Consider the following 13,100-nt stretch of genomic DNA (forward strand, 5'->3'; position numbering starts at 1 on the left):
CGTTCACCCCCATTTCGGAAGCCGTTTTTCCAGAAAAGCGGCCATGCCTTCTTTTGCGTCGGGGGTTTGCTGTAGTTGCTGAAACTGTTCGTATAAAAAGGCCTGCTGTTCGCTCGATGGCAGGCTTTTTAACTGCTGAAACGCCCGAAGCCCGAACTGCATAGCCGTAGGCGAATACTGCTTTAAATCAGCCACCAGATCAGCAACAGCGTTATCCAGTTCACCCACTGGCACCACATGCGTAACTAACCCCACAGCCCCAGCGTCATGTGCGGTGAGCGTCTTCGCCCGTAGGCATAGATCAAGCGCCGTTCGGGCAGGCATAATCTCAAGCAAAACAGCCAGTACCTGAAACGGAAACAGCCCTCGCTTTACCTCCGGCAAACTAAAGGTTGCCGCTTCCGATGCCACCACGTAGGTACTACCGCCTACCAACAAAAACCCACCTGCATATACCGCCCCCTGAACGCTCGCAATACAGGGTTTATGAAGTTCAGCCATCAATTCACCTAGTCGAACTGGACCAGATGGAGCCGGTACAGTTGCGTCTTCAGAATCGCCCTGCGATAAACTTTTCAGGTCCATCCCGGCACAAAACGTATCCCCTTCAGCCGCCAGCACGACGAGCCAAACGTCTGATTTGTACTGTGCATAGGCTAGTGCAAAAGCCAGTTCAGACAACATCGGTGGATGCAGGGCATTCTTTTTCTGAGGCCTGTTTAGCCTGATGGTAAACACATGATCGTTGAGCGATGTGAGCAGGTAACGAAATCCTTCAGCGGGTAAAGAATCGGCTTGTTCGGCAGTGTACAGCATGGCAGAAAGGTACGGAAATACCGTTTACAAAATCTTTTCCGAACTCATATATGGTTATATCGCCATTTTGAGTTATCTGGATGATAAAGCTTTCTTCCTATACTTCCCCATGAGAACCATTACGTTTCTGTGCCTGATGCTATTAGGCATTCCAGCCGTTCGGTCTACCCACATGATTGGTGGCTATATCCAGGCAAAATCTGTTTCAGCATCATCGCTGACCTACGAGGTAACGCTCATTTTATACATGAACGAAATCCAGGGCAGGCAGGCAGCCGATCAGGCCGATAGTTATATCATCTGTTTCGGGGATGGTACCAGCCAGAACGTAACCCGGCAAAGTCGACTGTTTATTGCAAACAATACGCAGAGTATCAACACCTACCGCATTAATCACACATACCCGGCACCCAACACCTACACCTTAACCACGATCATTTCGAATCGATCAATGGTTCAGAACATTACAAAGGCCGACTACCAGCTTTTTACCCTAAGTACCGTCATCAACACCAATGCAGTCAATCAGACGCCAACACCTGGGTATCCATCGGCGGGTTTTCAGGCTGGCGTCGATAAAAAGCTTATTCTATCCTTAAAAGCGACGGATGCCGATGGTGACAGCCTGGTTTATGGATTAGCCAAAGCACTAACCAGTACCGCCGAAACATCATGTGATAGACGTCAGGTGCCTAGCTACCAGTTTCCGAATGATGTAACCCGTCAGGGAGTTTTCAAGCTAAACAGCCAAACGGGTGAACTGGTCTGGGATGCCCCTACTCAGGTAGGGCTATACAGCCTGGTTATTACGATCGACGAATACCGGAATGGTTCTTTGATCAGCCAGACAACTGAAGAACTTACCGTAACCATCTCCGATTCACCCGGAACCCCTACCCCAATTCCTCCTTACGAACCCGCTATTCTGGGAACCGGCAGTATCGTCACTAATACAGTTGTGTATTCTGATCCGGATGTTGTATTTATTACCTTTCCCAACCCGGTCGAAGGTCGTATGCAGGTCGTGATTCAAACCAGCAATCCTAGCACCGCTACCCTGCAACTGACGGATGTAAATGGCCGAAAACTACACGAATTGAACTTTGCCAAAGCATCGCGGCAACATGAACAGGTCATTGGCATGGATAGTTTGACGCCCGGCATCTATATGCTCCGCGCCGACATCAATGGCCGGTCATTGCTAAGGAAAATTGTGAAGCGGTGATCTTGCCAAGTTGCTGGATCAGCAGAATAAAGCAAGTCTCAAAACAATTGTTTCCAGGTTCCTTTCATCCAGTTGTACTTGAGCGTACTTGGAAGTGACCGCCAGAAGTATTTATTGATTTCAACGGCAAACGAAGGCTGCATGTAGCAATTGATAGCGCAGCCTTCGCAGCCGGGCAAACGGCCTTCCAGCGCAACCAGTTTCTGTACGTCGTCGGAGCGATACAGGTCGTACAGCTTACCGTCGATAGAAAACTCTTTCAGCCCTAAATGATAACAGGGTAGCACCAGCTTGTTTTCAGGAGAGATAACGAGGGTAGTACTAGCTGCACGACAAACCGGATCTTCGACCTGATTCCCTCCATCTCGTCGAAGCTGGATAAATCCATCATTCAGGTACACATTCGGTTGTTTGCCCCACCACGACATCTGCTGAAGGGCATCTTCTGAAAAGCGTTCACCCGTCTCGACCGTGTTGTATTCGAACACGGGATTCAGAATAAGTACCAGGCCATTGGGCTGGCAAATTTCATCGTATAGCTGCCTGATCTGGTGAACATTATGCTCAAATACAGTAAACAGAATATCTGGCCGTTCGCCTAGTGTCCGGGCAATGGCGATGGATTCCATCACCTTATCGAAGCACTTTACCCCACGCGAACGGTCGTGTTCGTCGGCAATAGGCGAATCGAGCGAAAAGTGGAGCATATCGACCAGGCCACGGAGCTTGTCAGCCTGCTTCGGATACAGCAGTGCGTTGGTGGTAACGGTCGTGATCAAGCCAAGTCGTTTGGCTTCCTGAAGCAATTCGGGCAGTTGCCGATGCAGTAAAGGCTCCCCACCCGTAAAATCGATAACCCGAACCCCTAATTTTTTTAAGTCACGCAGATTTTGCCGGGCATTTTCAAGCGTGACATACGGTGACGGTCGCTCCCATATATCGCAAAAACTACAGGTCGCATTGCAGCGGTAGGTGATGTAGTAATTGCAAAGTACCGGATGGGAGATAAGGCGCATAAGAAAGGAGCGAGGAGTTAGGAGCGAGGAGTGAGAATGGCTGACGCATCAAGCAAAATATGCATCAGCCATTCTCACTCCCCGCTCCTAACTCCTAAACTATAACACCAGCATCTTAAACAAACTCACAACTTTGTCTTTCAGATCTTTCCGGTCGACAATGAAATCGAGGAAGCCGTGTTCAAGCACAAATTCGGCACTTTGAAACCCTTTGGGCAGGTCCTTACCGATAGTTTCGCGAATAACACGTGGTCCCGCAAAGCCGATCAGTGCATTGGGTTCGGCAATGTTGAAATCGCCCAGCATGGCATACGAAGCCGTAACGCCACCCGTTGTCGGATCGGTCAGAAGCGAGATGTAAGGCAATTTGGCTTTATCCAGCAAGGCAAGTTTAGCCGATGTTTTGGCCATTTGCATAAGCGAAAAACCGGCTTCCATCATCCGGGCTCCCCCCGAACGGGAGATCATCAGGAACGGCGTCTTATTGGCAATAGCATGATCGATGGCACGAGCGATTTTTTCACCGACAACCGATCCCATCGAACCGCCGATAAAATTGAAGTCCATAACGGCCATCGTAACAGTCAGTCCATTCATTGGGCCATAAGCTGTGCGAACCGCATCTTTGAGGCCTGTTTTCTCAATGGTCGATTTAATCCGCGCCGGATATGGTTTGGTATCGACAAATTTGAGCGGATCGCCCGAGCGCATATTGGCATCGAGTTCAGTGAACTCGTTATCGTCAAACAGCAGCGAGAAATAGGCTTCTGAGCCAATTTTTTCGTGATAATTGCAATGAATACAGGTATAAGCGTTGAGTTTATGCTCCCGCGTTTGCATTGCTTTTTTACAATTTGGGCACTGATACCACAACCCGTCGGGAGCTTCCCGCTTCATTTCGGTTGGGGTCTGAATACCCTTATCTTTTCGGACGAACCAAGACATTTTTCAGTTTGCGATTTTCTGGAAAGGGTCGTAAAGGTACGAAGAAAACGAGACCATTCTCTTAAAGTTACTGCTATAGTCAACCACCCAGCCGTCGAATAGTTACAGAACCAACCGATTCAACCCGAAACCAGATAGTCGTTTTTAGGGAACATGGCTTTTTTATGCCCGATAAACGTGTTGTTTTGTGGGTATGAAACACATAGTCACGGTCTTGCTGCTGGGTATCACGTTCCCGGCATTTAGTCAGGCTTCAGTAGCCTATTACCCATTCAATAGCCTGGTTACGGTCAGTACCAACGCCGACCGGGCATTATGGCTCGATGCCCGCCTTCAAACGAACACCGTATTCGGCTCGCTCAGTACCACCATTTGTCCTATGATCAACGTGACGAGGAAACCACAGGTCAATTACTACACTGGGTTGGGGGTGCGGTTCAACGTACTCAACAACCTCGACGACCGGGATATTCTGGAAGGCTATTCGTTACACGTTGGTGTACGCGTGCGGCCACTGCCGATGTTCCCCAATTTGCGGGTTGCGTTTGAATTAGCTCCATACTCGCGCAAAGACTTTAAAACCGGCAATCTTCAATCATTCCTGGGTCTGGTCTACCAGTTTAGCAAAAAGCCCAAACTAACGCCGTAGTAAAAAAGGTATAGTCGTAACTGTCCACGCTACGACTATACCTTGGGTATTGTGTTATACTAGCGGACGTCATAAAGAATTGGATTCAGGGCACTATCGGCCGTGGTGCCAACAGCTTTACCCTGTAACCAAGTTTTCCAGTCGGCAATTCGGTTGTCGTTATCAGGCTCCGTTACCTGAATGTCCTTATCCATATAGATCATGGTCATGACCCGACGGGCCTGCGACGAACTGTTTGCTCCCGCCCGGTGGAAGGTCCAGCCCGCGTGAAAACTCACTTCACCCAGTTCGAAAGGGGTTTCGTTTACCGTAAAGGTTTTTAGGGCTTCGGCAATCTGCTGCTCCGACTCATCCGATATTTTAAGATCCCGACCGATATTAACCGTCTGGCTGCGTTCGGCAAATGCCAGTGGCCCCATTTCATAGGGTGTATCCTGAAGTGGAATCCAGACCGTAATAGTCTTATCGCTCGAAAGAGGCCAGTAATATTGATCGGCATGCCAGGGGGTGATACCGCCTGACGGCTCTTTGTACAACGCCTGATCATGATACAGTCGCACCCCTTCAACACCCATCAGTTCAGCAGCGATTCGGGCCAGTCGCCGGGAGAAAACAAACGTTTTGATCGCGTCATTTTCGAGCCAGAGGTTCATTACCTGTAAAAACGCCCGCTCATACGTAGTACGTTCTTCCATCGGTTTGGTAAGCGTATTAAGCTTAAAGACCCATTCAGTAATCAAATCACCGTAATACGCCAACAGGTCCGGGCTAAGTACGTTTTTCAGCTTTACGTAGCCATTCTCCCGGTAAAAGGTGATGGCCTCCGATGGTAATGCATAGGGCTCGTCGAGTTGAGCCAGTTGGTTTTCAGTCGAGTTCGTAATCATGATCTGCGTTCTAATTAATACCTCAAAATTCTTCGTTCAGCCGCAGAACCTAATCTCATGATTTATCCAGAAAGTGTAAAATTTTATCCTCTTAATAGTCTATCTAATTAACAATAAGCTAATAAATAGCATCTTTGACTGATCGAGAGCGATACCATGCGCGCACAGTTAGAAAAAACTCAGCTTCAGGACGAGCGGTCGGTAGCCGCTCAACGATTTACTGTCCCTTATTTTTTAGCGCCCTTTCACTTCCATCCCGAATTTGAATTAACCTATATTCTTCAGGGATCGGGCAAACGATTCGTTGGCGTAAGCATTGACAATTTTGAAGCGGGTGATTTGATTCTACTGGGCTCTAACCTGCCGCACTACTGGCGCAGTGACTCAGCCTACTACCAGAGCACTTCCCTTCAGTCTGAAGCGATTGTGGTTCATTTTTCGCTTTCGTTTTGTGATCAAGTGATCCAGCACCTCCCCGAATGTCGTTCGACAATACAGTTACTGACTCAATCCCATCACGGTATCCAGTTTCTAAAAACCCAGCCATTGATCGATGATCTGGCCAAACTAGTTGATTTGAAGGGCGTTAGACGAGTCTCTGCGCTTCTGGAGTTACTGGACTCATTGGCCAGCCACCCCGATAAACGACTGTTGAATAGCTCAGTAAGCTCGTTGAGTATGAAAGAGATTGAAAATGACCGGATGAAGCGCATCATTGAGTATACGCTGGCCAATTTCCAGAACGATATTACTCTGGTCGACGCAGCCAATGTGGCCCATCTGACAGTTACGTCATTTTGCCGCTATTTTCAGAAATACACCCACAAAACTTATATCGCCTATCTGAACGAAATCAGGATCAGTCACGCCCGCAAATTACTGGCCGATAGCCCACTGAGTGTTCAGGAAATTGGGTTCGTCAGTGGCTTTCAGAATCTATCGAACTTTCATCGGCTGTTCAGACAACAAACAGGACTTTCGCCATTGGCCTTTCGTAAATTAGGCCAGCTAGACTAAATAAGGGTTTGAGCACTTGACAATTACATGTATAAATCTGTTAAAGAGAGACCGCTTTTCAGGTACACATTAGTTAGTCAGAATTGCACAGTACCCCTAAGCAAATAACTGCCTCGCAGCCTGACAAATTACCGTTCGCTCAACAAGTCAACTTAAAGCCCATCCATTTGCGATACGACTACATAATTGTCGTTTCGTGTGATCCCAAACAGGATTACTTTATTTTTTACACTCCGGTCGATGGCAAATGCCTGCCCTTCGCTGACTGTCGGAATGGTTTTGACGTATTGCAGGGTATGGCCCCGCTCAGGCAATTTGAGCACATATAATTCGGGCTTGTCGTGCCCGGTACAATAAATCAGGCCATCCGGCCCCCAGGTTCCGCCCGACGTGCTGTAGGGGGCAAATGCTTGCAACACATTCGCCGGAAACGCCCAGGCTTCGAGTTGTTGCCAATTTTCGTTGAATTTTACCAGGGTTGTCCAGCGGTTATCGCGCCCTTCGGCCATCGACTTGTTGGAATAATTCGCAAACGCCACCCACCAATAGCCGTTGTGAAAATCGGCCCAGGTCATGGAGCCGGGGAACAGCCCAAAGCTATGATTACCAACGTGCTTCAGCGTACGCGTGTCGAAAATTTCGATCGAGCTGGCCATCGGCACATCTGGATAGTTGGAATGCGTACAGTAGAGCTTCTGCCCAATAACAACACCGCTGTTCAGGTGTTTCAGCAGTCCTGTCGTGTCCTCCCAAGCCGCTACCTGTTTCCCATCAACTTTCGTATGTTTCGTCAGCGAATGATTATTGATGACGTAGAAATGCATTTGATCGACCGCTACGCCCTGTTGCACCTGTTTGAGTTGGAACCGTCTGATTTCGGTTGCTTTCTGCGCCGGACTTACGATTGAGTTCGTCAAATAGCCCAACAACAGGGCGACTCGGAGTACCGAATGAAATGGCATTACATTGTTTTTTGACAGGATGAATAAGATGGACAGGATTATTTAGCCGTAATTAGGGCATTACATCTTGCAAATCCTGTTAATCCTGTCAAAAAAATAAAATCATCTTGCCAAATCCACTCTCCATACTCTATCAATCGGCCGATCTAGTAGCGATAAATAAACCACATGGATTACTAGTCCATCGGTCGCCCATTGCCAGCGATGCCAGCGAATTTGCCGTTCAGCTTCTCCGCGACCAATTGGGCCAGCGCGTTTATCCCGTGCATCGGCTCGACCGCAAAACCGGGGGCGTTCTGCTATTTGCCCTCAACGAAACCATGAACTCGGCCATGCAAACCCTCTTTGCCGAGGGTGGTGTTCAGAAAACATACCTGGCTATTGTGCGAGGCTACACACCTGATGAACAGACCATCGACTATGTGTTACGAAACGATGAAACGGGCGTAGTCCAGGAAGCAGTGACTCATCTCAAAACGGTACAGCGTACCGAAATACCCCTACCCTTTGGCAAACATACTACCTCACGCTATTCATTGGTCGAATTAACCCCAACCACAGGCCGAATGCACCAGCTACGCAAACACATGGCGCATATCCTCCACCCCATCATCGGTGACCGCCCTCACGGTTGCAACAAACAGAACAAACTCTTCAAAGAGCATTTCGAGATGAACACCATGCTGCTCCACGCCCAACGGCTCTCGTTTACTCACCCCATAACGTCGGAACAGATTACAATTTCAGCGCCCTGGCAAGCAGAATTTGAGCGAATGATAAGGGGGTTATTTATAGAAAAAACATTAAATCTATAATAAGAAAAGCCGCTTATGAGCGGCTTTTCTTATGACTCGTTTCAGAGTAATTCAGAAAACTTATGAACCTTTTTTTCCTCTATCTGCTCAACAACATCAGGTAACTCCTTTGAGCTAATACATGTAAAAGGAAGTAATGGATTGTCCTTCACAAGTTCGTATAACTCATGCCTTTCCTTATTCTTACCTTCGTAGGGATCAACCGCCAGATAATAGTTCGGTTTACCCATAATTGCTTTTTGAGCAGCAAATTCATCAAGGCGTTTAATTAAACTTTCATATTCACTGACTTCCCGTTGCAGCGTATCAATCTGGTGATTAGCATTCAAATCAAGCGCCTTGAGGGTATAGATTGATCCGTTCACTCCAATGCCTTCAAGATGATAATTAAAGTATAGAGACGGAAGCTGTCTCTTACGGAGGGTATAATCTATGTCTATTTTGCCTCTCAACGGTTTGTAGAAATCTTTTTCAATCCGCATTTTCAAGAATGATGAAGAAGACTCCTTTTCCCTTTGAAAAGTATTTATATTGAATTCAACGAACTTGGCAAAATACCGATCGAAAAGCTCGGAGATGTTACTCGATTCAATATAGGCCGGTTTCGTAAACTGTAGAATACCATTATTATAGCTAGCTAGCCTATCCAGAAACTCTCGTTTTAGCCGAACTGGGAATTGCATAATCTGATCAGACTGATCGGCTAGGTCTTGTTCAAAGAAACGATATAGCTGGTTGAGCGAAAAATGAAGCAGCTTTACACAACCCGGATTCAATTTTTTAGCAAAATCAACCTTAGCTTCCGAAATACGCACTATCGCTCTCATTTCTGACGTAGTTTCGGGTATCTGATCTGAGGTAAGCACAACCAAGCCTAAAGCGATGTTTTCATCACTTAGTGGGTTGTTAACAAAGCGTAATATGCTATAGTAGCTGGCCATATTACTTCAGATAAGATAAATAGATTGATGCTATACGCTCATTTCGCTCTTGGTTTCCCAAAAAGCTTTTTAAATGGTTGCGCGCCTTTTCACTAAAACCCCACGATTTCGGAATCTGATCGAACACGAAATCCATAGTATCTAACGCAACTTCCATACCAGCCAATATGTTGGCCTGTAAGTCGCTAATGGTTTCAGGGGGTGTAAATTTAGCAATTGCCCGGACGAAATCATGGGAAAGTAGCCATTTTTTCGGCTCCCTGTAAAGTAATTCCTCCCGCACTTCCCGGTGATTGGAGACATAGCCAAAAGCAGCAGTATGATCTATTGGGCTAAAAGCCAATAATCCATCGTTACATTCGGCAAGCAAAATATTAGGGTTGTCTGGTTTCCGGTCAAAGTTACCAATCCACTGATCAAACACTCCAATTTTAAGCAAATCCAGTGGATTGTTGAAATAGTGCATCTGAGATTGATGATATGGTCCTGAAAAATAATCGTCTATTTCAACCTGGCAGGCAACTAACCTTGAACCAAAGAAAATTTGCTCATCGAAAGTGCATGCATCATATCGAGATGAAAGCGATGCTTTTTCACTGCGGTAATTATCTACTAATGACTGGCTGATGTGAACCAGAGCAAAAGGCGGCACCGCTAAACTCCAGCATTGGGCGAAATAGGCAGCTAAAACCTCATTAATTACTTCCACAAAGGGAACTGACGATACAGTAGTTTTGGCGAAATACGACTCGGCATCATTAGCTAATATCAGCAATGGGCTACTACCCTCGGTGTTAATTTCCTTTACAATAGTTTCTGCTCTAACAGTGGAAATAGGTGTAAGCATTAATTATAGGTTACGATGGTGCTAATATGCATCCCTTTAGAAGGACCTATACAGGAAATGGGCTTGCGCTAAATTGCGGAAATTATTTTAAATCATTTCCATCCTTGCCTATCCATCGTCAAAATTGGTCTAGCAAAAAAGTCCTCTGCAACAATCCAATAGGTACTCAATACAAGACATTATTCTATGCTTACTCACCACTTGGGCGTTTGATCCAATCGGTCAAGGGTGTGGGGGAGCCGAAATCGGGGGAGCCGTCGGCTTTCCAGGTGAAGGGCTGGATTCGCATGGAGCGTTGGTCTCCACAGCCTTGACCCGGTCCGGCGTTGGCATGGTAAACGAGCCAGTTTTGCGACCCATCGGGTGTGGTGAAGAAACTATTATGCCCGACACCGTAGGCACCGTTTCCACCGTTGGGGCCGAAAACGGGGTTAGCAGCTTTTGTCCAGGCTTTTGTGTCCAGTAGATTGGCGCTGGTGTCGGCGGAGAGTTGGCCTAAGGCGTATAAATCCGTTCCGCAATAACTGGCTGAGTAAATCAGAAAGACTTTCGTATTGTGTACTAAAAATTCGGGGCCTTCATTCACCCCAAAGCCCTGCTTTTCCCAGGCATAGTCTGGCGTAGAGATACGAATGCGGGAGGTAGTACCAACCGTATACGGATTTGTCAGACTGGCCAGATAGATGTTCTGTAACCCGCCCAGATCGGTCTCCCAGCCCGACCAGGCCATGTAGAGCTTGCCATTCAGTTGCAGAACAGTCCCATCAATGGCCCATTTATTATCGGGTAGGTTGAGTTGGCCACGGTCTGTCCAGGTGCCCTGCGTTGGATCGGCTGAGCTGTTTTCAAGCACAAACATCCGGTGCGTGGCATCGACTCCGTTGTTGTCGGCCGTGTAGTAGATGTACCATTTCCCGTTGATGAAATGCAGTTCAGGAGCCCAGATATCGCGCGAGTTGGCGCCGGTAGCTGGTGGCGTCCAGACCGTTACGGGCCTTGCCTGACTAAGCCGACTCAGGGACTGGGTTTTGTAAATCCGAAGATTATTGCCCGTTGTGTGCATGACGTAGTAGAATCCATCTTTAACCGTTACCCACGGATCGGGCGCCGAGGTCAGGAGTGGATTCTGGAATTTACCGACGGTATCGACCGCTGTTACAGGTGGATTCGGTGTGGGCTTATCGGACGACTTACAGCCGTACAGAACGATCAGGAGAAGAAAAAAGCCGTATTTCATCATTGAGCGAAAATAAGTAAACAGACACCCGGCGATTGCTCGCTCACGGCTCTGCTTTTTTTACCGCGAGGACGCGAAGGCGCAAGGTATAAATCAATTCTTCGCGTCCTCGCGTCCTGGCGGTTGTTTGGTAACGCGGGAGGAAACCCGCCTTATTTCGTTTAACATCGCGGGTTTCCACCCGCGTTACACAAGTTTAATAATTCGGGTTTTGAACCAGGTTTGGATTCAGGTCGCGATCCAGTTGCGGAATCGGCAACAGTTCGCTCTTTCCTTTTACAAACGTGGAGAAAGCCGGGTCGCGATTGGCAATTTGCGGCCCCAGATCACCCCAGCGGGCCAGATCGTTCCAGCGGTTGCCTTCGCCTGAGAGTTCGGTGACGCGTTCGTGTTTCAACTGCGCCAGAAACTGATCCTGGCTAAGACCAGGCTTGGCAACGGTCAATGTAGGCAGACCAGCCCGCTGCCGTACCTGATCTACGTAGGTATACGCCTGTGTCGTTTTTCCAGTAGCGTTCAGCGCTTCGGCATACATCAGTAGCACATCGGCATAGCGGATATACCGCCAGTTGTTGGGCGACCGATATCCTTCTTCATTTTTCCAGTGATCGTTCTGAAACTTACGGAACCATACCCGCTTATTATCCCGGCCATAACGCTGGGTGAAGGTCTGCCCGTAGATCATGGTGAAATCCGGCCCTCGAACATCCGTCGAATCGAATAGGAATGAGGCTTCCAGACGCGGATCGCGAGCACCTGTTGTCGTTTTTTCATAGAATTCGCGCGTAGGCCAGCGCTGCGCTTCACCATCCGACCAGCCGATACCGCTTGGTCCGAAAAACTGCGCCAGCGAGGTACCGTAGTTCTGATTTGGCGTCTCGGTATCGTCGTCGGTGTACTCAGACGGGTTCATCTGGAATTGCCACTCAAATACCGACTCTTTATTGTTCTCAGTCGTAATCAGAAAATTGTCGCGGTAATTGGGCATCAGCGCATAAACACTTTTCCCTTCACCTTCTACCAGCCACTGGAGTGGAGTCAGTGCTTCGGTGTATTTCCGTTGCTGCATCTGCGCCCTCGCCAGCAAGGCATAAGCCGCCCCTTTGGTAGCCCGACCCAGATCGGCAGACCCATAAGTCGTTGGCAATACAGCGGCTGCTTCGGTCAGGTCTTTTTCGATTTGTGCCCACACCTGCGCGATGGTCGCCGAGTTCGGTTTATCGCCAACTACAGGCGTTTGTAAAACCAGCGGCACATTCCCCCAAAGCGTTACCAGGTGATAATAGAACATGGCCCGCATAAATTTGGCCTCGCCCAGATAGCGGTTCCGCAGGGTCGCATCCATCTGGATATTCGGAACGTTTTCAATCACCTGATTGGCCCGGTTGATGCCAATATAATTATCGTTCCAGACGCTATAGGCATTGCCGTAATTGTAATCAGTGACCAGAAACTGGTCCATGTTGTTGACAATATCGGTAGCCGGACTCTGGCTGCGCCCTTCGTCGGAACGGATGATGTAGTAAAACGGTAGCCAGCGCGAAATACCACCCCGGTGCGTGGTGCTGTACACGGCGTTGACACCAGCCAGGGCATCATCGGCGGTTTTCCAGAACGACTGGGTCGTCACCTGGTTGGGGTTCACAATGTCTAAACTCCGGTCGCAGCCGGTCAGTAGACCTACGGCGACAATAGCCAGCGAAATGAATGTATGTTTCATGATTGGTTTCAGAACTAAATACG

At 48.1% G+C, this 13,100-nt stretch carries 13 protein-coding genes; 4 read left to right on the plus strand and 9 right to left on the minus strand.

The window, feature by feature from the left end; translation table 11 throughout:
* Positions 1-3: 3 nt before the first annotated feature.
* Positions 4-816, minus strand: coding sequence for an enoyl-CoA hydratase-related protein (locus tag BGO59_RS01505; protein ID WP_293679442.1), 813 nt, complete (start codon positions 814-816; stop codon positions 4-6).
* Positions 817-925: 109 nt separating this feature from the next.
* Here BGO59_RS01505 and BGO59_RS01510 point away from each other — a divergent pair, with 109 nt between their 5' ends.
* Complete coding sequence (locus BGO59_RS01510) at positions 926-2,041, plus strand: T9SS type A sorting domain-containing protein (protein WP_293679444.1); 1,116 nt, start codon at positions 926-928, stop codon at positions 2,039-2,041.
* Positions 2,042-2,079: 38 nt separating this feature from the next.
* Here BGO59_RS01510 and BGO59_RS01515 read toward each other — a convergent pair whose 3' ends face one another.
* Both BGO59_RS01515 and accD read right to left on the minus strand, forming a co-directional pair.
* The gene (locus tag BGO59_RS01515) at positions 2,080-3,057 is read right to left on the minus strand and encodes a radical SAM protein (protein ID WP_293679446.1); all 978 of its coding nucleotides are present in this window, start codon (positions 3,055-3,057) and stop codon (positions 2,080-2,082) included.
* A gap of 99 nt (positions 3,058-3,156) precedes the next feature.
* Positions 3,157-4,002: an acetyl-CoA carboxylase, carboxyltransferase subunit beta gene (gene accD, locus BGO59_RS01520; RefSeq protein WP_293679448.1), complete on the minus strand. Its 846-nt coding sequence runs from the start codon at positions 4,000-4,002 to the stop codon at positions 3,157-3,159.
* A 193-nt stretch (positions 4,003-4,195) separates the two neighbouring features.
* Here accD and BGO59_RS01525 point away from each other — a divergent pair, with 193 nt between their 5' ends.
* Positions 4,196-4,651: a hypothetical protein gene (locus BGO59_RS01525; protein WP_293679450.1), complete on the plus strand. Its 456-nt coding sequence runs from the start codon at positions 4,196-4,198 to the stop codon at positions 4,649-4,651.
* 59 nt (positions 4,652-4,710) lie between these two features.
* Here BGO59_RS01525 and BGO59_RS01530 read toward each other — a convergent pair whose 3' ends face one another.
* Entirely contained in the window at positions 4,711-5,538 is an 828-nt protein-coding gene (locus BGO59_RS01530; RefSeq protein WP_293679453.1) for a phytanoyl-CoA dioxygenase family protein, read from the minus strand.
* A 156-nt stretch (positions 5,539-5,694) separates the two neighbouring features.
* On the opposite strand from BGO59_RS01530, the gene BGO59_RS01535 reads away from it, so the two are divergent.
* Positions 5,695-6,555 (plus strand): AraC family transcriptional regulator, encoded by an 861-nt coding sequence (locus BGO59_RS01535; RefSeq protein ID WP_293679455.1) that lies wholly within the window; start codon positions 5,695-5,697, stop codon positions 6,553-6,555.
* 152 nt (positions 6,556-6,707) lie between these two features.
* Here BGO59_RS01535 and BGO59_RS01540 read toward each other — a convergent pair whose 3' ends face one another.
* Complete coding sequence (locus BGO59_RS01540; protein WP_293679457.1) at positions 6,708-7,517, minus strand: hypothetical protein; 810 nt, start codon at positions 7,515-7,517, stop codon at positions 6,708-6,710.
* Positions 7,518-7,621: 104 nt separating this feature from the next.
* On the opposite strand from BGO59_RS01540, the gene BGO59_RS01545 reads away from it, so the two are divergent.
* Positions 7,622-8,332, plus strand: coding sequence for a pseudouridine synthase (locus BGO59_RS01545; protein ID WP_293680249.1), 711 nt, complete (start codon positions 7,622-7,624; stop codon positions 8,330-8,332).
* A 41-nt stretch (positions 8,333-8,373) separates the two neighbouring features.
* Here the strand turns inward: BGO59_RS01545 and BGO59_RS01550 are convergent, their stop codons facing one another.
* From BGO59_RS01550 to BGO59_RS01565, 4 genes are all read right to left on the minus strand, one after another.
* Entirely contained in the window at positions 8,374-9,273 is a 900-nt protein-coding gene (locus BGO59_RS01550; protein WP_293679460.1) for a hypothetical protein, read from the minus strand.
* Position 9,274: 1 nt separating this feature from the next.
* Positions 9,275-10,120, minus strand: a complete 846-nt coding sequence (locus BGO59_RS01555; protein WP_293679463.1) for a HipA family kinase — start codon at positions 10,118-10,120, stop codon at positions 9,275-9,277.
* Positions 10,121-10,310: 190 nt separating this feature from the next.
* Positions 10,311-11,360, minus strand: coding sequence for a glycoside hydrolase family 43 protein (locus BGO59_RS01560; protein WP_293679466.1), 1,050 nt, complete (start codon positions 11,358-11,360; stop codon positions 10,311-10,313).
* A gap of 193 nt (positions 11,361-11,553) precedes the next feature.
* Positions 11,554-13,077 (minus strand): RagB/SusD family nutrient uptake outer membrane protein, encoded by a 1,524-nt coding sequence (locus BGO59_RS01565; protein ID WP_293679469.1) that lies wholly within the window; start codon positions 13,075-13,077, stop codon positions 11,554-11,556.
* Positions 13,078-13,100 lie beyond the last annotated feature (23 nt).

It is taken from the genome of Spirosoma sp. 48-14 (assembly GCF_001898575.1).
Lineage (GTDB): Bacteria > Bacteroidota > Bacteroidia > Cytophagales > Spirosomataceae > Spirosoma.